Raw genomic sequence first — 20,864 nt, forward strand, 5'->3', positions numbered from 1 at the left:
GCACGTAGCCGCGCCACGCTTGCTCTTGCTGGGGGTATCCACATGATGGCGAGCTGGAGCAACGCCCCGCCTGTCAGTCCGCGTCGCTCGCGTCGGGTGGCCGATGATCGACAGCATCATCGTGCGGGCGCACCGGCATGCCGCTGGCGCCCGCACCGCAAAAGGGGGCGGATGCCCAAGGCCGGCACCGGTCTCGCGGCGGGTTGAGCTCCAAGATCCACGCCGCCGCCGATGCCCTTGGGCTCCCGGTCCGCCTGAACGGGATGCCGGGACAGCGCACTGACATCGCGTTCGCCTATGCGCTGGTCGAAGGCATGGATGCCGCGCTGTTTGATCCCCCTTCTCGGTGGTGGGGGCCGGCGCGGGTGGCGCCGGCCCGGCGATCGCGATCTGGCCCCTACAGCGCGGCGCAGACGGATTTCACCTCGGTAAAGGTGCGGATGGCGTCCGCGCCCTGCTCGCGGCCCCAGCCCGATTGCTTGAAGCCGCCGAACGGCAAGGCCGGATCGAAGAAGTGGTGCATGTTGATCCACACGCTGCCGGCTTTGATCCGTTTTGCCATCTTGTGCGCGGTGGACAGATCCCGCGTCCAGATGCTGGCCGAAAGGCCGAACGGGCTGTTGTTGGCCTCCGCGGCGACGGTATCCAGCTCGTCGTCGTCGAACGACATGGCACACAGGACCGGGCCGAAGATCTCCTGGTCCACCACCGCCATGCCGGCCTTCGTACCGGTGAGGATGGTGGGCTCCATGAAGTAGCCGGCGTTGCCCAGCCGTCCGCCGCCGCAAACCACGCTGGCGCCACCGGCGACGCCCTGGTCAAGGTAGGCCATCACCCGATCGATCTGGCGACTGGAGATCAACGGTCCCATGGTGGTGCCGGGTTCGAGGCCGTGGCCGATGACCAGTTTCGACGCCTCGGCGGCGATGCCCTCGACCACCTGATCGTGGATGGAGCGGTGCACGATGAGGCGTGAGCCAGCCGTGCACACCTGACCTTGATGGAAAAAGATGGCCGAGGCGAGCGCGGGAATGGCGCGCTCCAGGTCCGCATCCTTGAACACCACCATCGGCGATTTGCCGCCCAGCTCCAGCGTCACCCGCTTGAGGGAATGGGTGGCGGAGCGGGCGACCATCTTGCCGACCTCGGTGGAGCCGGTGAAGGCGATCTTGTCCACCCCCGGGTGCTCGGCGAGGGCGGCGCCGGCCGTGGCGCCGTAGCCCGTCAACACGTTCACGACGCCGGGCGGAAAACCCACCGCCTCGATGATCTCGGCAAGACGCAACGTGCTGAGGGGGGTCTGTTCCGCCGGCTTGATGATGCAGGTGCAGCCGGCGGCAAGGGAGGGGGCGAGCTTGTAGGCGGTGAGCACCAGCGGGAAGTTCCAAGGCACGATCTGCGCCACCACGCCCACCGGCTCACGCAGCGTGTAGGCATGGAACTCGCCGGGGGTGGAGACGGAGACGGTCTCGCCGCTCACCTTGCTCGCCCAGCCTGCCATGTAGTGATAGGTGTTGGCTGAAAGGCCCACGTCCACATATTTGGCATAGGCCACGGGCTTGCCGCAGTCGATGGCCTCGATTTCCGCCAACTCGTCCGCAAGCTCTTCGAGTTTGCTCGCGAAACGGCTGATGAGCTTGCCGCGTTCCAGGCCGGTCATCTTCGACCACGGGCCTTCGAGCGCCTTGCGGGCCGCGATGACCGCAAGGTCAACGTCCTGGACACTGGCGGCCGGCACCTTGGCGATGACCATGCCGGTGGCGGGGTCTTCCACATCGAAAGTCTCGCCGGAGACGGCGTCGCGCCATTCCCCGCCGATGAACAGCTTGTGCGGCTTGGCGATGAATTGCGCAGCCGCCGTCTTGAGCAGGTCTGCACCGGAGATGGCGGTCATGGAGAGCTTCATGGTCATGGGGCGCTCTGTGTTCAGGAGGCTTTGGCGACGGCGGCAAAGCCGTGGTGGGCGGCGATGATCTCGGCCGCCCGCTCGCCGATGATGACGGTGGGCGCCATGGTGTTGCCGGTGGTGATTTGCGGCATGATGGAGGCATCGGCGATGCGCAGCCCCTCGATGCCGTAGACCTTCAGCGCGCCGTCAACGACGCTCATGTCGTCGCGCCCCATCTTGGCGGTGCAGCTCTGGTGGAAATAGGTGCCCGCGGCGTTGCGGATGAAGTTCTCCATCTCCAGCCCCTGAAGTGGTCCCGGCATCACCTCCCGCTTGCGGTAGGGGGTGCAGAAGATGGAATTGCCGATTTCCCGGCACATCTCCACGCAGCGCACCATGGCCCTCATGTCGGTTTCGGTGCCGAGGAAGTTGGCGTGAATCAGCGCCTTGTCGAAGGGATTGGCGCTGGCAAGCCGGACTTCGCCGCGGCTGTCGGGACGCGCAAGGCCCGGTGCCAGCGTCCAGGCAGAGGCGGGGCCCACGGGCAGGTCGAACTGCTGGGCGGTGACCTCGCTGCCGAACGGCGTTTCCTCCAGCACGGGCATCAGGTCGGGCGTCTTGAGCGAGGGGTCGCTCTTGGCGATGAAGACGAATTCGGCGGCATTGTTGCGGGGCGGCTCGGGCGTGATGTATTCGAAGCAACATCCAGCGAGCAGAATATGGTCCTGGAAGTTTTTGCCGACGCCGGGCAGGTGCTGCACCACCTTGATGCCATGGGCACGGAGGTGCTGCTCATCGCCGATGCCGGAGAGCATGAGGAGCTTCGGCGTGTTGATGGCGCCGAGCGAAAGGACGACCTCCTTGTCCGCCGACACGGTGTAGCTGCGTCCACGCCGCACGAACGACACGCCGGTCACGCGCTTGCCGGATATCTCCAGTCTGGTGATTTCCGCACACAGCAGCACCGCGAGATTGGGCCGGTCCATATAAGGGTGGATATAGGTGGCCGCCATGGAAACCCGCTGGTTGCCGTCCTGCACCAGCACGTTGGGCAGGCCGCAGCCGCCTTCGCCCTCCATGGCGGCGCCGTTCATGTCGTCGACGTAAGGAATCCCGATGGCCTTCGCGCCTTCGATCAGCCCAGCCACCAGGGGGATGGGGTTTTCCGGCTGGAGAATGTTGAGCAGGCCGCCGGTGCCGCGGCGATGGGCGTCCTTCGGCCCCTGCCAGTCCTCGACGCGGCGGTAGATGGCCAGCACGGATTCATAGTTCCAGGCCGCATCTCCCGCGGCCTCAGCCCAATTGTCGAAGTCGTGCTTGTGGCCGCGCGCCCAGACCGAGCCATTGACCGAGGAGCCGCCGCCCAGCACCTTGCCCATGGGCAGCAACGGCGTGCGGCCGTTCACGGTGGGGGAGGGCTCGGCCTTGAAACCCCAATCGCGCTCGGTGCCGATGTTCCACATCCATTGCGTGGAATCCACCACCGAGGGCACGCGGTCGCTGCCGCCGGCCTCGATGAGCAGGACGCTCACCTCCGGGTTCTCGGCGAGGCGTCGGGCCACCACGCAACCGGCCGCGCCGCCACCGCAGACGATGAAGTCATAGTTGGCGCGGACGCTTTCGGTCAGGATCTCCCGATCAACCTTCAAGCCGGCGAGGGTCGCTTCACTCATCGCTGTCTCCCCTGGAGTTCTTCGGTCCGGCCGCGGTGCAAGCGAGGCCCGTGCGGCGCGCTACGCAGCGCGGTGATGGCTTCGCAAGTCTCGTGCCAATTCATTTCTATACGAATGAATTTTCGAGAAGCTCCGTTCGGGCGCATGCGATCTCAGAAGTCTGAATGGTTTCCCGATGTCGCCGGTCCCTGCGGGGCGGGACCATCGGGGTGATCATAAGCAATGACCATGGGGAATGCTGATTACGATTTATACATCTGCCTCAGTTGCTGCTCTTGAAATAAGCGTATGAGGAATATTGTATCCATTTCGCGATCAGGTTTTCGTCTGCCATAGCGTGCAAATAGCGGGCATATATGTTTCGGATTGTTTGGCCTGGCCCGCGAGAGTGCTGGGCGGCAGGGCTGATCCACAGTAAATTCTCGATATGTATCAATGCTTTCGCGCAGTCGTGGCGCGGAGGGCCGCCGGCCTTTGGCACGGACTGCGCGCGTGCTGCGCCAGGAACGTTTGTATAGAAATGAAATGGTACGCCGTTTGCAGGCTGCTTCGATGAGGTCTTGAGGGATTTCCGGGCCGTGCCAGGGCTGGCCGTTTGGCGCCAGGTCCAGCCGTGCGCGGTCGTCGACCGGCACTCTCTTTTGCCTTCGTCCTGCCCACGGCGACGCACGTGTGATCGCCGAAAGATGACACCAGAGGGAAAATCAACATGGCGACACAGCTACAGACATTCGCCGAACAGGCGAGTACGCATCAATACCTTGCGGCATTCTTTTATATTTTCGCCACGATCGGTGTTCTGCTTGGCGTGGTGGCGGTGATCTGTATTGATGCGGGACTCGTGAAACGTGAAAACATCATCGACACCATCGTTCAGAAGGTTCTGGCCGCCTTCATCGCCGGCGTGGCGTTTATGTTCTTTGGCTATGCCATCTGGAATCTGCAATATTACCAAGCCTTTGGAGTGCCAGATGCCCTGGGCGTCGCGGTGAAGGATTGGGGGCTGTTCGGCTTCAATCTTTTGCATTACGCGCAGAATATCGACCCCAAGGCGGTGGCCGAGGGAGAGACATTCCAGATCTTCAGCATCTTCTTCTTCTGTTTCTCGGGTCTCACAGCCATTCTGATCCAGGGCGCGGGGCTGGAGCGGCTGAAGGCGGCCGCCTGCTATATCACTTCGGCCGTGGTGGGGGCGGTGGTGGTGCCGGTGGCGGCCTATCTCACTTACGGGTCCGCCAGCCCGCTGACCAATTCTGGCCTGCACGACTTCGTTGGAGCCTATTGCCTCTATATGGTGGTGGGCACCTGGGCGGTGGTGCTTGCTTGGCGGCTTGGCCCGCGGCTCGGCGGCGCGCCGCTGCCGGGACATTTCTCGCTTCTGTCCATCGGCGTGCTGCTGCTGCTCATCGCCATTCCGATGTTCGTGGTGGGCTGCGGCTTCCTGGTGCCTGATGTCGGCTATTTCGGCCCCACCATGGCCACTTCCGGCCTTGGCATCGTCTTCACCAATGTCTTCATGTCGTTCGGCGGCGGCGCCTTGTCGGGTGGCTTGATCGCCTATCGCACCCACAAGCCTGGCTACATTCTGCTTGGGCCGGTGGCGGGTTATGTCGCCTGCTCGGCGCTGTTCGACATCGCCATGCCGTGGCAGGCGCTGGTCCTCTCCCTGTTCGGGCCTTTCATCCTGCTCGGCGGCGAGCGGCTGCTGCTGGCGCTCGGCATCGACGAGCCGAAGGTCGCGCCGTTGGCTCTGGGTCCCTCCATCTTCAGCGTTCTTGCGGCGGGTGTCATTGGTGCGGGCGTGCCGCAGGGCGGCTTCTTTGGTCTGAAGGAAGGGGCCTACGTCTTCCAGCATGCCACCGTTTCGCTGGGGATGCAGGCGTTCGGCGTCGTGGTCATCGTCGGCCTGACGGCAATCGCCGCGCTGGTGGTGACGCTGCTGCTGGAGAAAACCATCGGCATCCGCGTGGATCATGCGCATGAAGTGAGCGGCCTCGACCAGTCGTTCTGGCATGTGACCGAGCAGCCGGCGGCGGCCTCTGTTCCGATGAAGGCGGCGCACGAAGCGGCCTGAACCCACGGCGTCTCCCCTCGGGCGCTGCCGCCGGGCTCGTCGCCGGACGCCCGGCGCAAGCCGGAGCCCGGGAAGGCGGCTTAGCCCCGAAGCCGGACGTGCCATCGTGCAGGTCCGGCTTTTTCGCGTGTGCAGCCCGTTTCCGAGGGCGGTCTGAACCGGGGCTCTCGCCCCCTGGGTGGCAAAGCCTCTATAGAGACGAGGAGGCCTGTGGAAGGCGATCGGGCTCTGAGGGACGAGACGAGCGATGACGGGTTCTGGCTGGGATTTCTGGATCGACCGTGGCGGCACCTTCACCGACATCGTGGCGCGCCGGCCCGATGGCCGCCTCGTCGCCCACAAGCTGTTGTCGGAAAACCCGGAAGCCTACCGTGACGCGGCCATCCAGGGCATCCGCGAACTGATGGGGCTGTCGCCCGACGCGCGCATTCCGGCCGATGACATCAACGCCGTGAAAATGGGCACCACGGTCGCCACCAACGCGCTTCTGGAGCGCAAGGGCGCGCCCACGGTGCTCGTCATCACCCGCGGCTTCGGCGACGCATTGCGCATTGGCTACCAGGACCGGCCGGACATCTTCGCCAGGCACATCGTGAAGCCCGAGCAGCTCTATGCCCAGGTGGTGGAGGTGGACGAGCGGATACGCGCCGACGGCACGGTCGAGCGCGCGCCGGACCTCGACCGGGTGCGGGCGGACCTTGAAGCCGCGCGGGCGGCGGGCGCGAAGGCCTGCGCCATCGTCTTCATGCACGCCTATCGCTTTTGCGCCCATGAGCGGGCGGTGGCGGAGGTGGCGCGTCAGGTGGGGTTCGCGCAGGTGTCCGCGAGCCACGAGGTGTCGCCGCTCATGAAGCTGGTGGGCCGCGGCGACACGACGGTGGTGGATGCCTATCTCTCTCCCATCCTGCGGCGCTACGTGGAGCAGGTGGCCGCCGAGCTTCAGGGGACGAGCGGGCGTTGCCGCCTCATGTTCATGATGTCGTCCGGCGGGCTCACCGATGCCGGACTGTTCCAGGGGCGCGACGCGATCCTTTCCGGTCCCGCCGGCGGCGTGGTGGGATGCGTCGAGACCGCGCGCATCGCCGGCTTCGGCAAGGTGATCGGCTTCGACATGGGCGGCACCTCCACCGACGTGTCCCATTTCGATGGGGAATATGAGCGGGCCTTCGAGACCGAGGTGGCCGGGGTGCGCATGCGCGCGCCCATGATGTCCATCCACACGGTGGCGGCCGGCGGTGGTTCGATCCTGCATTATGACGGGGCGCGGCTGACGGTGGGGCCGGATTCGGCGGGGGCGGATCCCGGTCCTGCCTGCTACCGGCGGGGCGGGTCGCTTGCGGTCACCGATGCCAATGTGATGGTTGGCAAGCTTAATCCCGACTTCTTTCCGAGGATCTTCGGCCCCGGCCGCGACGCGCCGCTGGATGCAGACATCGTGCGCGCGCGCTTCACCGAGCTGGCCGCGCGCATCGGCGACGGGCGCGCGCCGGAGGCGGTGGCGGACGGCTTCATCCGCATCGCGGTGGAGAACATGGCCAATGCCATCAAGACCATCTCCGTGCAGCGCGGCTATGACGTCACCGAATATGCGCTGCAATGCTTCGGCGGCGCGGGCGGGCAGCATGCCTGTCTGGTGGCGGACGTGCTCGGCCTGCGCACCGTGCTCATCCATCCCTTCTCCGGTCTGCTCTCGGCCTATGGCATGGGGCTCGCGGACATCCGCGCCACCCGCCAGCGCACGGTCGAGGTCCCGCTTGACGCCGATGGCGTCGCTGCCGCCGCCGCCGCACTCCACATGGCCGGAGATCAGGTGCGCGCGGAACTGATGGGGCAGGGGGTTCCGGAGCCCGACATCGCCGTGCTGCGCCGCGCCCATGTGCGCTACGCGGGCACCGATTCCGCCCTTATCGTGCCGTTCGGGACGGCGGAGGAGATGAAGGCGGCATTCGCGCACGCGCACCGCACCCGCTTCGGCTTCATCGACGAGAGCAAGGCCCTGGTCATCGAGGCGATTTCCGCCGAGGCCGTGGGCGGTGGCTCCAAGGTAAAGGAGGCCGAGGCCCCGCTCGCGCGCGGCGCGCCGGAACCGGCGGCACGCACCCGCTTCTATTCCCAGGGCGCATGGCACGCGGCCGGCGTCTACCGCCGCGCCGACGTCAAGCCGGGGCAGGGCATCTCCGGCCCGGCCCTCCTCATCGAGCCGCATCAGACCATCGTCATCGAACCGGGCTGGGCGGCGCAGGTCAGCGCGCGCGACCATGTGGTGCTCCGCCGCCGGGACCCGGCGCGGCACGCGCCCGCGCTCGGCACGGCGGCCGATCCGGTGCTGCTGGAGGTGTTCAACAATCTGTTCATGTCGGTGGCGGAGCAGATGGGCCACACGCTCCAGAACACCGCTTATTCGGTGAACATCAAGGAGCGGCTGGATTTCTCTTGCGCTCTGTTCGACGCTGAAGGCCAGCTCGTCGCCAATGCGCCGCACATTCCGGTGCACCTCGGCTCCATGGACAAGTCGGTGGAAAGCGTCATCCGCGCCACCGGCGGCCGGTTCGAGCCGGGCGACGTCTATGCCCTCAACGCGCCCTACAACGGCGGCACGCACCTGCCCGACATCACCGTGGTGATGCCGGTGTTCGACACTGCCGGCGCACGCATCCTGTTCTATGTGGCGGCGCGCGGGCACCACGCGGACGTGGGGGGCATCGCGCCCGGCTCCATGTCGCCGCGCGCCACCACCATCGAGGAGGAGGGCGTCTATATCGACACCTTCAAGCTGGTGGAGCGGGGCTGTTTCCGCGAGGCCGAATTGGGGGAGCTGCTCACCACCGCTCCCTATCCGGTGCGCAACGTGACCCAGAACGTGAACGATCTGAAGGCCCAGATCGCCGCCGCCGAGCGCGGGGCGCGCGAATTGGCCAAGATGATCGCGCATTTCGGGGAAGAAGTCGTCGCCGCCTACATGGGCCATGTGCAGGACAATGCCGCCGAGAGCGTGCGCCGCGTCATCGATCGCCTCGACGATTGCGCCTTTGCGGTGGAGATGGACCAGGGGTCGCTCATCAAGGTGAAGGTGAGCGTGGACCGGGCGAAGCGCGAGGCGGTGGTGGATTTCACCGGCACCTCGCCCCAGCGCCCCGACAATTTCAATGCCCCGGGCCCCGTTACCCAGGCGGCGGTGCTCTATGTGTTCCGGGTGATGGTGGAGGGCAAGATTCCCCTCAATGCCGGCTGTCTGCGCCCGATCCGCATCGTGGTGCCAGAGGGCTCCATGCTGGCGCCCGCCTATCCGGCGGCGGTGGTGGCGGGCAACGTGGAGGTGAGCCAGCACGTCACCGACTGCCTGTTCGGCGCGCTCGGGAGCTTGGGCTCGGCCCAGGGCACCATGAACAACCTGACCTTCGGCAATGATCGTTACCAGTATTACGAGACCATCTGTTCCGGCGCTCCGGCGGGGCCAGGGTTCGACGGCGTGGGCGGGGTGCACACCCACATGACGAATTCCCGGCTCACCGATCCCGAGATCCTGGAGTTTCGTTACCCCGTGGTGCTGGAGGCCTTCTGTCTGCGGGCGGGCTCCGGCGGGCGCGGGCGCTGGAATGCCGGCGACGGCACCTTGCGCACCCTCCGCTTCCTGGAGGCCATGGACTGCGCCATCCTCTCCTCGCATCGCCGGGTGGCCCCGTTCGGCAGCGCGGGCGGCATGCCGGGCGCGCGCGGGCGCAACCTGGTGCGGCGGGCCGATGGCGGCGAGGAGGACATCGGCGGCTGCGCGCAGGTGCGGCTCGATGCGGGGGACGCCATCACCATCATCACCCCCACCGGTGGCGGCTTCGGTGACCCGGCCAAGCGCGGCAGGCCCTGACCGCATCGGCGCGCCCGGAGGGGCGCGCCGGCTTCGCGCTGATGCTTACTTGTGGATCATGGCCGTCTGCGTCGGCGGCGGATTCCACAGGGGAATGATGATGCGGCCCCAGCCACGGGTGTCGGTGCCGCCATAATTGTTTTCATAGACGTCGGTGGTGAGATAGGCCTGCAAGATCACCGGCCCGAAGTCGTAGCCGATGAGGCCACCCACCGCGAATTGACTCTGCTTCTGGTAGAAGGTCGCAGGGCTGTTGAGATCGGTGGAGTAATACGCCACCGGGCCGACTTCCCATTTGCCGAACTTCTTGGTGGCGGTGAGATCGACGTTCAGAAAGTCCGGATTGATGGTGCTGGTATTGCCATCGAACTGGATGCCCCAGATGGCGTTGGCGGTCAGGTTCCAGCCGTCGGCGGTGTAGCTCAGGGCGAAACGCTGGTTGAGCGAGGAGGAATCAAAGCCGACGCTGGTGTTCACCCCCGCGTAGAAGCCGAGCAGGTAGCTGAAGCCGAAGCCGTTGCCGAGATCCCAGGCGAGCTGGCCGGCGAAAAAGGGGTTGTAGAAGCCGGAGGTGTAATCCTCGCCGTTCACGCCCACCGTGATCGTGGGTACCGCCGTGAGAAGCTGGACGCGGGCGCCCAAGAAATTCACCGGCGTCGCCCAGGCCAGCACCGGAATGTTGACCCCGACGCAGGTCGAATCCGGCGAGGTGTTCCGGCAGCCCCAGTCTGCCGTATCGACGAAATAAACACCCTCGGGCAGCGGCGCGCCGGTGGCGAGGCCGATGGTCTCACCGGGCTGCGTCACCGAGCCCGCATGGGCGGCCGGGCAAAAGGCCGCGACGGACAAAACTCCGGCGACCGCCATTCTTGCGAATGTCGTCATGGCTTCCTCCGATAAGGCGCAGGGCCCCGGCCTTCAGGCTCTTTGGACGCCGGCGCCGGCGTTTCCTCGATGCGCTCTTGATGGCGCAACATGATGAACCGCGGACAGGCGCCAGCCTGCTCGCGACGGATGGATCGCAGGCGCGCGGCCCGCAATATGCTCAAGTACCCGTTCTGCCGGTCATGGCGGACCGGAAGGCGTATGTGGCAATGGGGAGAGCTTGCAGCAGCGTGTCACGACCCGACGGCGTGAGTGGACCTCACATGATGCCGCGCGAGACCTGCGAGGATATCTGGAAAAGCCCGATCCAGACTCCTAGAAGCCGAAGCTGCTCATCTTATAGGCCGCCCAGCGGCCGGGCACTATGCTCTTTGGACCCGCGACGACACGTCATTGCTCATAAACCTCAAAGATGTTGCCGAAGGGCAACAAATAAGGAAGCTATCCTGCCTGGATGCTTGAATAGTCTGCCGCGGCGCGGCATGGCCACCGCGGTGCACAGGAGATGTGATGTCGGAGAACGATAAGGGATTGGAGTGGCTCAACGGCCTCGTCAAGGCGGTGGCCGTGGAACAGGCCCGTTCCATGGTGCAGCATTTCATCCTGCGGGATCTGGTGATCCAGATCGCGCAGGCCCAGGGCAATCCCGATGCTTATGTGGCGGCCATGTTCGAGCGGGTGAGCACCCTGGTGGATCAGTGCGAACTGGCGGGCAAGCCGGAGGTCGAGGCCGAAATGCGTTGGTATGCGGAACAGTTCTTCACCCAGGCGGGCAATTCCGCCAACCGCCCCTGAGAGGTGGCGACCGGCGGCGCCCCATCGCGCGCCGGCCCCGCCGCTATTTCTGCTTGAAGACGCGATGGGCCACCGTGTCGCCCGGCGCGATGCCGAGCTTCTTGGCGGTGCCACCGGCAATCTCCACCACGGCGCGCACCGGCTCGCCGGAGGCGATGGTTGCCGTGGACAGGGGCGTGGTCATGGTGGCGATTCGGGCGATGGTGCCGTCGGAGCGGATGAACAGCATGTCGAGCGGGATGTAGGTGTTCTTCATCCACATATAGACCGGCTGGTCCACCTGGAAGTCGAACAGCATGCCGTGATGGTCGGGCAGAGACTTGCGATACATCAGGCCGGTGGTGCGCTCGGCATCGGTTTGCGCCACCTCCACCTCCAGCACGACGACGCCGGACTTGGTGGCGATCTCCATGGGCTCCACCGTCATGGCGGCGGCGACGGAGCGCAGGGCGGGTATCAGCACGGTCGCCGCCGGCAGCGCGGCCAGCGCCAGCAGCGCGGCGGCCACAACGCGCCACGGGGCGCGCGTTTGTTTGGCACGGGTTCGTGTGGTGCAGTCTCCGGCGCCCGCCGTAAGGAGCCCACACGGGCCGGCGACCGCGCGCCGGAAGGGCCGCGATGCTGCAAGCATGAACATGTCAATGATTCCCGGTGGTGCCGCTGTCAGCCTTGACTTCCGCCGCCATCAGGCCTTTCGGCCCATCGCCATACCGCACCAGCACCCATTGGCCGGGGCGAAGCTCCGTGAGGCCGTGGCGTCGCAGGGTTTCCATGTGCACGAAGATGTCCGGGGAGCCATCCCCCCTGGTGAGGAAACCGAAGCCGCGTAGCCGGTTGAACCACTTTACCTCGGCGCGCTCGAACTCTTCCTTGGCCTCGATCTCCACCCGCGCCCGCGGGACCGGCGGCGCCAAATGCACGGCCGTACTGAGATCCACGGCGAGCACGCGGAACGCCTGGCGTCCCTTGGCGCCGCGCACCGCCTCGCAGATCACCCGGGCGCCCTCCACGGCGGTGTGGAATCCGTCGCGCCGCAGGCAGGTGACGTGAACGAGCACGTCAGGTCCGCCGTCGTCGGGGACGATGAAGCCATAGCCCTTCGTTGCGTCGAACCATTTGATGGCGCCGCAAACTTCCTCAAGCCCGACGGGCTTCTCGGTCCCCTCGTTCATGATTCCGTCTGCCCGTGGCCCTAGTCCCAGTGCGTCAGACCCCATGAGTTTCCCGACTCCAGCGCGTGCGCACGTGGATAGCTGGGGGTAGAATAGCAATTCCCTTACGGTTCGCCCACCCTTCTTCACGCATTCCGCGCGAACGGGGCGAGCACGTCGCCGATGTCGGCATGTACCACCAGGTCGGCGAGGTGGTCGAAGTCGGTGGGCTCGCGGTTCACGATCACGAGGCGGGCGCCGTTGTCCTTGGCCTGCAAGGGAAATTGGGCCGCGGGGAAGACCACCAGCGACGACCCCAGGACGATGAAGAGGTCGCTTTGACGAGTCAGCGCGTCGGCGCGTCGCATCTCCGTTTCGGGCATGGCCTGCCCGAAGGAGATGGTGGCCGCCTTGATGGGGCCGCCGCAATGGGGGCAATCGGGAGCGATGCCGCCGGAGGTATCGAAGCGCGCCTTCACCCAGCCGAGTTCGTAGCGTGTGCCGCAATCGAGGCAGGTGGCATAAGTGCCGTTGCCGTGCAGTTCGATCAGGTCGGCCTCGCCGACGCCGGAGGCCTGGTGCAGGCCATCGATGTTCTGGGTGATGACGCCGCCGAGCTTGCCCTGCTCCAAAAGGCGCGCCAAAGCCACATGGCCGCGGCCGGGCCGGGCGCCGGCGAAGGCGCTCTCAAGGACGAACTTGCGCTTCCACGCCTCGTTCCGCGCACTCTTCATGGCAAGGAACACGTCGAACGGGATGGGCTTGTTCTGGGTCCACAGGCCGCCGGGAGAACGGAAATCGGGGATGCCGCATTCGGTCGAAATGCCGGCGCCGGTGAAGGCGACGGCGCAATGGGCGGCGTCCAGCCAATCGCTCAGCTGGGCCTGGGCACCCTTGAGATCAGCGTCGAAAGTCATATTAGAACAGTGCCGGGGTCCCGGCACCCTTTCCTGTGGCGGTCCCGGCGCGCCGGGATCATTTGCCAAGAGCGAGAGCTAAGCGATGCGCTTCCTGCACACCATGGTCCGCGTGGCCGATGTCGACCAGTCGCTGGACTTCTACTGCAATAAGCTGGGGCTTGAGGAGGTGCGCCGCAAGGAGTATCCGCAGGGCCGCTTCACCCTTATCTATTTGGCCGCCCCCGGACAGGCCGATGTGGCCGAGGTGGAGCTGACCTATAATTGGGACAAGGAAGAGTATGGCGAGGGCCGCAATTTCGGCCATCTGGCGTTCGAGGTGGAGGACATCTACGCCACCTGCGCCAAGCTTCTTGCCGCCGGCGTCACCATCAACCGGCCGCCCCGCGACGGCAACATGGCCTTCATCCGTTCGCCCGACAACATTTCCATCGAATTGCTGCAGAAGGGCCCGGCAAAGGCGCCGGCGGAGCCGTGGCTGTCCATGCAAAATACGGGAAAGTGGTAAGATAATAACGGTTTTACGCGCGCGCGCCGGGAAGTGGCGCAACTTCACGATTTATCCATGAAGCAGAGCGAAGGTGTGTCATCATAAAGATGCACCAGCCTGGGATGCCCACGCCGTGAAACCGCTCCTGTTCGCTTCTGGACTTCTGGCGCTCGGCGCCATCGGCGGCGCCGGGTACGCCTTTGCTCCGGCGCTTCTGTCTCCGCACGAGACCGCCAATGCGGCGCAGGTGGCTCAGGCCGCCGCGCCGGTGGCCACCGGCGCGGTCGCGCCGCTCCCCGCGCCCGTGGCGACCGGCTCCATCACGACCGCGGCCGCGACCCCCGCCTCGCCAACCGCCTCCGGTCCGCGCAAGGGCATGACCTACCGCTCGTTCAACGTGGATCAGCCCTATATCGCCCTCACCTTCGACGACGGGCCGAACCCGGAGACCACGCCGCAGCTGCTGGCCCTGCTGAAGGCACGTGGCATCAAGGCCACCTTCTTCGTGCTGGGCAACATGGCCGCCAAGCACCCCGAAGTGCTGAAAATGATCGCTGACGAGGGGCACGAGATCGGCAACCATTCCTGGAGCCATCCGCAGCTGACCCGCATTCCGCTCGCCGCCGCCGACAAGCAGGTGGGCGACACATCTGCCCTCATCGAGGAGGTGACGGGCAAGAAGCCGCGCTATCTGCGTCCCCCCTACGGGTCCATGAAGCCGGCCCTGCGCGACCATCTGGAGGACACCTTCGGTGTCTCCATCGTGAACTGGTCGGTGGATCCGCTCGACTGGAAGCACCGGGACGCCAAGCTGGTTCATGACGAGATCATGAAGCAGGTGAGGCCAGGCGCCATCGTGCTCTCGCACGACATCTACGCCTCCACCGTGGAGGCCTACGGCCAGGCGCTCGACGAGCTGATCGCCAAGGGCTACAAGTTTGGCACCATGTCCGAGCTGATCGCCATGGACAAGCCGCTGGCTCCGAAGATGGCCGCGCTCACCGCCAAGCCCGCGCCCAAGGATCCCAAGAAGCAGGCCCAGAAGGACCAGAAGAAGCCGAAGCCGCAGGCGGTCTCTACCGCAGCCGGAACGCGGCCGGCACCGAGCGCCCCGCGCACGTCCCGTAACGGCGATCTCTACTGAACTGAGCCCGTGGTTTTGCATTGACCTTTGGGAATAAGGGGCGGGCCAAGGCGGTACGCCCCTTTTCCGTTCGCGCGCCGCGTGAGTGCTGCGGCCGGCGGTGTCATCCCGCAAGGGGCGGCAAGGTTGTTCCCACGAAGCAAGGTTGCTAGACACATACCCGAAGAATCGACGCGCCCCCGCGCCCGGCGGGTGATCGTGTCAGGGGCCTGTAGCTCAATGGTTAGAGCCGACCGCTCATAACGGTCTGGTTGGGGGTTCGAGTCCCTCCAGGCCTACCAATGATTTCATATGTTTATGTGGATGCAGATGACACGACAGAGCCGAGCGCCAATGAAACAGCCAATGAAACCTATCTCCGGCCGGGACGCGCGGCGATCGCATCCACAGCGCCTCTGAGGTGGTCAGGGTGGTGGTGGCCATATGTCCGCTCCAGAACCTCGACGCTCATGCCGAGGAACCCAGCCGCCTCCCACATAGGTACGCCTGCCTGCATGAGCCACGTTGCGGCGGTGTGCCTGAGCGTGTGAGGGGTCACTCGCCCGGGGAGTTGAGCGAGCGCGACCGCCCGGTTGAAGGCCGTTTTGACAGATGCCACGGGCTCACCGTGATGCTCGACAAAATACCCATCTGGTCCTCCGATGTCGCGCCAGCGCCTCATGTGAGCTAGAAGGCGTGGCGGAAGGGGGACTGGGGGCTGGCGCTTCTTTGTGGCGCGCGCGCCAACTGCAAGGCGATAGAAAACCCCCCGGTCTAGATCGACATAAGCCCGCCCGGCGGCTACATTCCAGCTCGCGGCGGCGATAGCGCTCGCGCGGGTCCCGGTATAGAGCCCAATCAAGACAAACCGAGCCACATGGCGCATGGTCCACCTCTTCGTTGGGAGCGCCTCCCCTGGAGAGCCATTCCGACCGCGCCGCTGCATCTCCCTCGTGCGCCAGCATGCCCACAGCAGCCGGGCCGCCTCATCGCGGGTGAGCCAGCGCTCGCGTGGGCCGCCTTTTGCCGGCAGTGTCACGCGGACATCACCGCTGTGTAGCCCCTCTTTCCCATGGTGGCGTATAGCTGCTCGGAGATCTTCAAGGTCGCGCCGGGCGCCGCCCTTGCCGCCTCTCGAAGAGGTATAGGCCGCACATGTCGACGCCGACACATCGGCAAGAGATTTCCCCGCCCACCAGCTAAGCAGCCTCTCGCATCGCTCCCCTAAGGATTTCTGCCGCACCTGGGACGGGCCTACATCCCTCATGTAGATCAGGATCACGTCCGCGATGGGGATGCGATGGAGATCACGGTCGCGTCGTGGGGGCTCGTATTTTTCGGAGATGTGGGCTGCGAGGGCTCTTTCAGCCTCCGCGCGATCATCAGCGCCGCAGCCAGTGGGGTGCTGTCGTCCACTGTCGAGGATGACCCATGTCGCGGCGTGTGTTGTTTTCCCGGTGTCATTTTTACGGGCTGGCCGGAGCCACAGGCGGGCACCTTTTGCGGGACGCGGCATAGCTCCCTCATTTCCTCAATTGCGCGTAGGGTGGTGTAATATCGGCCGGCAATCCGCTCGACGGCAAGCCGGCCCTTGGCTGCCTCTCCGCGCAGCCCCGATGCTCCCATGCTGCCGTCAGGAAACGCGAGCGCAGCGGCGACGTCCAGACGTAAGGGCTGTGTGTCCGTCACTTGGTCGCGGGATGGGACGGAGCGCGGCATCGTCACCCCCGCATGACTTGCGCCAGCGGCGCCCACGCGACCGCCTCGGCATGAGCATGTGATGTCGCGCCCTCGATCAGCACATCAATGCGCCGGCCGTCACCTCGCGCCGCCATGGCGATGGTGAGCCCGAGGGCATGTGATAGGCGCTCGATCATCTCGGCATAGAGCGCGGGGTCGCGCCGCGCATGAGACGCCTGCTCGGCAATTACGACGGCAAGACGGTCCGAAAATGCGGTATCGTCGATCATGCTCTCTTTCCCTCCCTCGCGATTTTCGCCCGTGCCGTGGCACGACTGATGATGAGAGCCCGCGCTTGCTTGAGCTGCGCCCATGATGCTTTTGCCAGCTCAGCGGCCTTGATGGTGACGCGCTCATCCTGCGTAAGGTGGTCGCGCCAGGGTACGTCAGGGGCGCTCGGCATCATTCGCCCCCTTCTCCACCCGAGGGCCGACCCACAGCACGCCGCGCTCCGAATCCCAGAACACAACAGCGTCCTCCCCTGCGGTTCTGCGGCGGTCACGCTCGGCTAGAGCCCTTTCTGCTGCTGAGTTTGACCCGATGATGCGGGCGATTGAGCGCAGGCTATCGTCTGACATTTCCTGCATTTCTCCGATCCTCCTACGCTTTGCCATCGCTCTGCCCCTTCTCCATGAGGGCGCGGATGGCTGCTCCGGCATCTGCGCGGGCTTGATCGTAATTCGTGCCGGGGTCCCAGAAATGTCCGTTGCCGCACGTCATGTAGGCGTCGTCAGCGGCGGTGGTCTCCCACCCAGCGGCGACTTTCGCCGCCTCTTCCAGCGCCTCTCTCCGTGCCTCTGCGCGAGCGGTGGCGACGAGATCGGCCCGAATATATTCAACCCCGGAATATGCTGTGAACTCTGCGCCCCATTGGCCAAACGCCTCGTCGTCTGGCCCGACTGGCCACGCCCAAATACGTTCCTGGGGACACATCACTCACCTCCCTGTGTGGGGTCGAGGGCGCGAATAGCTGCTTTGATCTTCCGCGCTTTCACCGCACCAAGATCCAAGAATACACCATCAAATGCGACATCCGCCGCCTCTTCCAGCGCTACTCTTCGCCCTTCAGCAAAGCCGCTTGCATGTGCGCGGGCCTCGATCAGACCATCTACAATCTTGTGGAATGCGTCCCGTGTCTTTGCCCCGTGGCGCCGCTCCATGAGCTTGTGCGTCCTATCATGCACGGCGAGCACAGCCTCATCTGGCAAGGTATCTATCTGGGCGATAAGGGTTGGATAGAGAAGACGTTCCCGCTGCACTTTGCTCGGATTACTCATCGGTCTCCTCCTATTCAATCCCGATCAGGGCGCGCTTCGAATTTTGATCCAGCCTGATCGTCGAAGATAACGCGAACGACATCGGTGCTGTACCTATCGCTCATCGGCCGCCTCCTTATGATATTGCTGGTGGCCAGTACCATCCCCATGGATAGGGCAGTCAGCACTAACCCAGAATTGTTCGCTCCGACCCATGTAGCCGCGACCGTGCCCGTTATCGAGCACCGGACAAGTGCAGCCGAGAGCGATCGCGGCATCGGACCCTGGGCTTGGAACGATCGTGATCATGCGCCGCATGTCAGTCTCCATCTTTGTGCTCCTGCTCGGTTATGGCGGCGCAGCCGGCAGCCGGGACGTCACCATGCGCGAAAAGAAAGCGGATCATCTCAGCGCGGGTCACTGGCCACGCTCGATCGCGCTTTTCATGTTCGTGCGCAAAGAGATATGTTGGGTCCAGATGGCCGGCAATGCTCATTTTCAGCCAGCCATCTGTCCAGTCTTCCAGCGGGACGTTTTGGGGGTGGTGCGCTGGAAGATCAGGGCGTGGAAGAGACTTCACCGTGCTCACCCTTCTTGTCGCCAGGGAGCTGGAGGGCGCGGATACGCCGCAATATCTCTTCAGCCGCTTCGACCTGTGCGCTGAAAATGCAGTCGCGACCACGGGCCTCAAGCGCGCACCTGCGGGCTCCGGTCCCCGGGTCAACCCCGACCAACTCCTCGCAGTCGTTAGGCCGGTTGATCCAATCCCGCACTGCGATCGCGCACGCCTCCCGCATTTCCTCCGCAGCCTCCCGGGCGTCGGGATGGGCAGCATGAGCCGATAGGAACGGCATCAGGGCTTCCGCGAGTGCACCAGCTCCAAGGTTGTGGTTGCCATCCACACGGCGGATTTCCTGCGCCAGGGCATCCACGTAAAGAAATGGGGTGCGAGACGACTTCCCGCACACGGCACATGGATCATTCGGGGCTTGAGGACTGCCCTCGCAGGCAATGCACGCCACCGGCCCCACCTTACCGAAGCCGGAAGAAACGCCCCGCTCGTGGCATGCGCACGCCGTATCGTGCATCGCTCCGATGGAGATGTGGGGTGCCGCAATGACGCTGGAGACCCACTCTGCCGGCATGAGCCCCCAACCGACCAGCGCTGTACCCGTGTCGAGCGCAGCGCGGGCTTGCCACGCGTCCCAGGCGATCCCATGCGCGTATCCATCGAAATGGTGATTTCGGAAGCACGCTTCGAAGCGCTCCCGTTCCTGCTGGTTGTCGATATCGGTAGTCATGCCGCCTCCTGAGTGGTACCCGCCATGGCGCTACGCACCTTTTCCGCGATGCCAGAAATTACCTCTCGCTCGTCCACTCCCGCCTCGACCTGCCGGCAGAACACCGCTGCGCCGAATGCGCTGAGGAGCCCGATGGCCCGGCCCGTTTGAGTATGCACCACGTAATGTAGCTCGGAATCGTTGCCGGCCTTCCGGTGCTCATATCCAAGACGGTGGAGTCGGGCGGAAATGGACATGGATGCGAGATTAAGCATCGCTGTCCTCCTCTGCGGCCCGGATTTCGTGGTCGATCATGGCTGTGAAAACAGAACCATAAAGGCACTCATCTGGCCCCTGATGCCGACGCGTAGCGGCGTCACGCATTCCAAACGTCGCCTCGCGCATTGCCTTCATGGCGGCGAGGGCATCCACGATGTAGTGTGCCTTATGCGCCTTCGGTAAGGATGGCCACGCTCGGCATCCCACCCCATTGCGGCTCTCGTAGATCGACCGCGCGATCCGCTCTTGCATCTCGCTGCTCATTTCGCGTTCCCAAAATCCCCGAGTGGGAGCCACTGCGGACCTCCGTTGAAGTTTTCACATAGCCATTCCCAGCCTCGATCACCTTTGTCGGCGGTGCCATTTGCTATGATGCTGACTGTCCCGATCGTCTTCCCATCATGCTCGATATGGAGATCAACCCAGCACCATCCCGGATTTTCACGGATGATGCCTTCGCGACCGTCCTTGTGGCGCGCCCTTATGCCTGTCCATCCATATCCGCTCATTTCGTGTCCTCAGCAGGAGGGGAGGGGAGAGGCATCCAATGGGTGGGCTGATTGTCCCGGTCCCACGATATCCCAAGCAGTCCGTGGGCTCCCGATAGGGTCACCCAAAGGGGGCGGGGCCGCTTCGCATAGGTCTCCTCGCTCCAACGTCCGGGGACGACACGGGAGACAGCCCACAGCAGCACAGTAGTGCCGTCCTTCGGCGCGGTTGCGATGGGCTGCCAGCCAGAAACAGCGCTCTGTGTGTCAGTGGTATCAGTCATGTTGTGTTCCAATCTGGTCTTCGGCATCCACGATGCTGTTCCACCCATCCTGCCACGCCCAAAACGATATCTTTTCTTCTACGCAGTCGTATGGGTTCTCTGTTTCATCAAGCCCGGCCCGTCCCGCCTCGATACCCTCAGCGTATGGGTCAATAGTGGTTGGGGTGTAAGCCATGGTCATGCCTCCGGCATGTTCCGCGATGAACGCATCCGCGAGTTTCTCCGCGAGATCCTTCTCAGACATCCCAAGAGCCTCAGACAGCTTGCATTTGAGGCGCGCCGCATCGGCCCTGGAGAGTATCGGGGACGCCCCATCCTGCGGTCCGTGCTCACGGATGAAATCGGCGCAGTATGTGTAGGGGTACCGTCCAGATGTGTGGGCCTCAGTCATAGTCGCCTCCATTTCGTCTGTTGTTGACGTTATAAGCGGGGACGGTTATCGTGTCAATAAGCGGGGACGGATATGGAGCGGATTTTGACAAAATTTTCGGGGACGGTTACAGCCAAGCGCATGGGCCGCCCACCGCTGCATGTGAAAGAGACGAAGGTCCGCCTGACGGACGATCAACGCGCACGAATTGAAGCGCTGGTCGGTGCGAACCGCATGGCCGCGTTCATTCGTGAGGCCGTAGAGGCTGAACTTCAGCGCCGGGAGAAGGTCCCCAAGAGCTGACAGAAC

At 64.6% G+C, this 20,864-nt stretch carries 20 protein-coding genes, 1 tRNA gene and 1 pseudogene; 8 read left to right on the forward strand and 14 right to left on the reverse strand.

Features of this window, described 5'->3' with window-relative positions:
- Window positions 1-79 precede the first annotated feature (79 nt).
- Window positions 80-335 (forward strand): annotated as a pseudogene (locus tag HUW53_RS01105) (IS5/IS1182 family transposase); the annotation flags it as partial.
- 62 nt (window positions 336-397) lie between these two features.
- Here HUW53_RS01105 and HUW53_RS01110 read toward each other — a convergent pair.
- Both HUW53_RS01110 and HUW53_RS01115 read right to left on the reverse strand, forming a co-directional pair.
- Window positions 398-1,912 carry an aldehyde dehydrogenase family protein gene (locus HUW53_RS01110; protein ID WP_272903687.1) on the reverse strand — a complete coding sequence of 505 codons (1,515 nt, stop codon included), beginning with the start codon at window positions 1,910-1,912 and terminating at the stop codon, window positions 398-400.
- A gap of 14 nt (window positions 1,913-1,926) precedes the next feature.
- Complete coding sequence (locus HUW53_RS01115) at window positions 1,927-3,561, reverse strand: GMC family oxidoreductase (protein WP_237343887.1); 1,635 nt, start codon at window positions 3,559-3,561, stop codon at window positions 1,927-1,929.
- A gap of 709 nt (window positions 3,562-4,270) precedes the next feature.
- On the opposite strand from HUW53_RS01115, the gene HUW53_RS01120 reads away from it, so the two are divergent.
- Complete coding sequence (locus HUW53_RS01120; RefSeq protein WP_237343888.1) at window positions 4,271-5,635, forward strand: hypothetical protein; 1,365 nt, start codon at window positions 4,271-4,273, stop codon at window positions 5,633-5,635.
- Between the two features lie 247 nt (window positions 5,636-5,882).
- Window positions 5,883-9,497, forward strand: a complete 3,615-nt coding sequence (locus HUW53_RS01125) for a hydantoinase B/oxoprolinase family protein (RefSeq protein WP_237343889.1) — start codon at window positions 5,883-5,885, stop codon at window positions 9,495-9,497.
- Window positions 9,498-9,542: 45 nt separating this feature from the next.
- On the opposite strand, the gene HUW53_RS01130 is transcribed toward HUW53_RS01125, so the two are convergent.
- Window positions 9,543-10,382, reverse strand: a complete 840-nt coding sequence (locus tag HUW53_RS01130; protein WP_237343890.1) for a transporter — start codon at window positions 10,380-10,382, stop codon at window positions 9,543-9,545.
- A 510-nt stretch (window positions 10,383-10,892) separates the two neighbouring features.
- Here HUW53_RS01130 and HUW53_RS01135 point away from each other — a divergent pair.
- Entirely contained in the window at window positions 10,893-11,177 is a 285-nt protein-coding gene (locus HUW53_RS01135; RefSeq protein ID WP_237343891.1) for a hypothetical protein, read from the forward strand.
- Between the two features lie 43 nt (window positions 11,178-11,220).
- Here HUW53_RS01135 and HUW53_RS01140 read toward each other — a convergent pair whose 3' ends face one another.
- The 3 genes from HUW53_RS01140 to HUW53_RS01150 form a co-directional block, all read right to left on the reverse strand.
- Entirely contained in the window at window positions 11,221-11,685 is a 465-nt protein-coding gene (locus HUW53_RS01140; RefSeq protein ID WP_370877820.1) for a DUF192 domain-containing protein, read from the reverse strand.
- A 130-nt stretch (window positions 11,686-11,815) separates the two neighbouring features.
- On the reverse strand, window positions 11,816-12,349 hold the full coding sequence (locus HUW53_RS01145; protein WP_237343892.1) for a cold-shock protein: 534 nt from the start codon (window positions 12,347-12,349) through the stop codon (window positions 11,816-11,818).
- Between the two features lie 125 nt (window positions 12,350-12,474).
- Window positions 12,475-13,245 carry an SIR2 family NAD-dependent protein deacylase gene (locus tag HUW53_RS01150; RefSeq protein WP_237343893.1) on the reverse strand — a complete coding sequence of 257 codons (771 nt, stop codon included), beginning with the start codon at window positions 13,243-13,245 and terminating at the stop codon, window positions 12,475-12,477.
- An 85-nt stretch (window positions 13,246-13,330) separates the two neighbouring features.
- Between HUW53_RS01150 and HUW53_RS01155 the strand changes: the two genes are divergently transcribed.
- The 3 genes from HUW53_RS01155 to HUW53_RS01165 all read left to right on the forward strand — a co-directional run bounded on the left by HUW53_RS01155 (window position 13,331) and on the right by HUW53_RS01165 (window position 15,160).
- A complete protein-coding gene (locus HUW53_RS01155; protein ID WP_237343894.1) occupies window positions 13,331-13,753 on the forward strand; it encodes a VOC family protein in 423 nt (140 codons plus the stop codon).
- Between the two features lie 115 nt (window positions 13,754-13,868).
- Entirely contained in the window at window positions 13,869-14,879 is a 1,011-nt protein-coding gene (locus HUW53_RS01160) for a polysaccharide deacetylase family protein (RefSeq protein ID WP_237343895.1), read from the forward strand.
- 205 nt (window positions 14,880-15,084) lie between these two features.
- Window positions 15,085-15,160: transfer RNA gene (locus HUW53_RS01165), tRNA-Ile, on the forward strand.
- A 71-nt stretch (window positions 15,161-15,231) separates the two neighbouring features.
- Here HUW53_RS01165 and HUW53_RS21925 read toward each other — a convergent pair.
- The 8 genes from HUW53_RS21925 to HUW53_RS01205 all read right to left on the reverse strand — a co-directional run bounded on the left by HUW53_RS21925 (window position 15,232) and on the right by HUW53_RS01205 (window position 20,429).
- Entirely contained in the window at window positions 15,232-16,374 is a 1,143-nt protein-coding gene (locus tag HUW53_RS21925) for a tyrosine-type recombinase/integrase (protein WP_336885707.1), read from the reverse strand.
- A gap of 205 nt (window positions 16,375-16,579) precedes the next feature.
- Entirely contained in the window at window positions 16,580-16,828 is a 249-nt protein-coding gene (locus HUW53_RS01175) for a hypothetical protein (RefSeq protein WP_237343897.1), read from the reverse strand.
- 702 nt (window positions 16,829-17,530) lie between these two features.
- On the reverse strand, window positions 17,531-17,875 hold the full coding sequence (locus tag HUW53_RS01180) for a hypothetical protein (RefSeq protein WP_237343898.1): 345 nt from the start codon (window positions 17,873-17,875) through the stop codon (window positions 17,531-17,533).
- A gap of 298 nt (window positions 17,876-18,173) precedes the next feature.
- Entirely contained in the window at window positions 18,174-18,350 is a 177-nt protein-coding gene (locus HUW53_RS01185) for a hypothetical protein (protein ID WP_237343899.1), read from the reverse strand.
- Between the two features lie 61 nt (window positions 18,351-18,411).
- Complete coding sequence (locus HUW53_RS01190) at window positions 18,412-19,155, reverse strand: hypothetical protein (protein ID WP_237343900.1); 744 nt, start codon at window positions 19,153-19,155, stop codon at window positions 18,412-18,414.
- A complete protein-coding gene (locus HUW53_RS01195; RefSeq protein WP_237343901.1) occupies window positions 19,152-19,409 on the reverse strand; it encodes a hypothetical protein in 258 nt (85 codons plus the stop codon). The genes HUW53_RS01190 and HUW53_RS01195 overlap by 4 nt, the downstream gene beginning before the upstream one ends.
- Window positions 19,402-19,677 carry a hypothetical protein gene (locus HUW53_RS01200; protein ID WP_237343902.1) on the reverse strand — a complete coding sequence of 92 codons (276 nt, stop codon included), beginning with the start codon at window positions 19,675-19,677 and terminating at the stop codon, window positions 19,402-19,404. The genes HUW53_RS01195 and HUW53_RS01200 overlap by 8 nt, the downstream gene beginning before the upstream one ends.
- A gap of 500 nt (window positions 19,678-20,177) precedes the next feature.
- Window positions 20,178-20,429 (reverse strand): hypothetical protein, encoded by a 252-nt coding sequence (locus tag HUW53_RS01205; protein ID WP_237343903.1) that lies wholly within the window; start codon window positions 20,427-20,429, stop codon window positions 20,178-20,180.
- 219 nt (window positions 20,430-20,648) lie between these two features.
- Between HUW53_RS01205 and HUW53_RS01210 the strand changes: the two genes are divergently transcribed.
- Window positions 20,649-20,858: a hypothetical protein gene (locus tag HUW53_RS01210; RefSeq protein ID WP_237343904.1), complete on the forward strand. Its 210-nt coding sequence runs from the start codon at window positions 20,649-20,651 to the stop codon at window positions 20,856-20,858.
- Window positions 20,859-20,864 lie beyond the last annotated feature (6 nt).

Source organism: Xanthobacter agilis (assembly GCF_021730435.1).
Lineage (GTDB): Bacteria > Pseudomonadota > Alphaproteobacteria > Rhizobiales > Xanthobacteraceae > Xanthobacter > Xanthobacter agilis.

Excerpts from the sequence above, each read along its gene's own strand:
- HUW53_RS01125 (WP_237343889.1), top strand. The coding sequence starts at position 5,883 with ATGACGGGTTCTGGCTGGGATTTCTGGATCGACCGTGGCGGCACCTTC.
- HUW53_RS01200 (WP_237343902.1), bottom strand. The coding sequence starts at position 19,677 with ATGAGCAGCGAGATGCAAGAGCGGATCGCGCGGTCGATCTACGAGAGC.
- HUW53_RS01135 (WP_237343891.1), top strand. The coding sequence starts at position 10,893 with ATGTCGGAGAACGATAAGGGATTGGAGTGGCTCAACGGCCTCGTCAAG.
- HUW53_RS01145 (WP_237343892.1), bottom strand. The coding sequence starts at position 12,349 with ATGAACGAGGGGACCGAGAAGCCCGTCGGGCTTGAGGAAGTTTGCGGC.
- HUW53_RS01190 (WP_237343900.1), bottom strand. The coding sequence starts at position 19,155 with ATGACTACCGATATCGACAACCAGCAGGAACGGGAGCGCTTCGAAGCG.
- HUW53_RS01175 (WP_237343897.1), bottom strand. The coding sequence starts at position 16,828 with ATGATCGACGATACCGCATTTTCGGACCGTCTTGCCGTCGTAATTGCC.
- HUW53_RS01210 (WP_237343904.1), top strand. The coding sequence starts at position 20,649 with ATGGAGCGGATTTTGACAAAATTTTCGGGGACGGTTACAGCCAAGCGC.
- HUW53_RS01130 (WP_237343890.1), bottom strand. The coding sequence starts at position 10,382 with ATGACGACATTCGCAAGAATGGCGGTCGCCGGAGTTTTGTCCGTCGCG.
- HUW53_RS01120 (WP_237343888.1), top strand. The coding sequence starts at position 4,271 with ATGGCGACACAGCTACAGACATTCGCCGAACAGGCGAGTACGCATCAA.
- HUW53_RS01150 (WP_237343893.1), bottom strand. The coding sequence starts at position 13,245 with ATGACTTTCGACGCTGATCTCAAGGGTGCCCAGGCCCAGCTGAGCGAT.
- HUW53_RS01110 (WP_272903687.1), bottom strand. The coding sequence starts at position 1,912 with ATGACCATGAAGCTCTCCATGACCGCCATCTCCGGTGCAGACCTGCTC.
- HUW53_RS01205 (WP_237343903.1), bottom strand. The coding sequence starts at position 20,429 with ATGTCTGAGAAGGATCTCGCGGAGAAACTCGCGGATGCGTTCATCGCG.
- HUW53_RS01180 (WP_237343898.1), bottom strand. The coding sequence starts at position 17,875 with ATGAGTAATCCGAGCAAAGTGCAGCGGGAACGTCTTCTCTATCCAACC.
- HUW53_RS01185 (WP_237343899.1), bottom strand. The coding sequence starts at position 18,350 with ATGAGCATTGCCGGCCATCTGGACCCAACATATCTCTTTGCGCACGAA.
- HUW53_RS01115 (WP_237343887.1), bottom strand. The coding sequence starts at position 3,561 with ATGAGTGAAGCGACCCTCGCCGGCTTGAAGGTTGATCGGGAGATCCTG.
- HUW53_RS01155 (WP_237343894.1), top strand. The coding sequence starts at position 13,331 with ATGCGCTTCCTGCACACCATGGTCCGCGTGGCCGATGTCGACCAGTCG.
- HUW53_RS21925 (WP_336885707.1), bottom strand. The coding sequence starts at position 16,374 with ATGCCGCGTCCCGCAAAAGGTGCCCGCCTGTGGCTCCGGCCAGCCCGT.
- HUW53_RS01195 (WP_237343901.1), bottom strand. The coding sequence starts at position 19,409 with ATGCTTAATCTCGCATCCATGTCCATTTCCGCCCGACTCCACCGTCTT.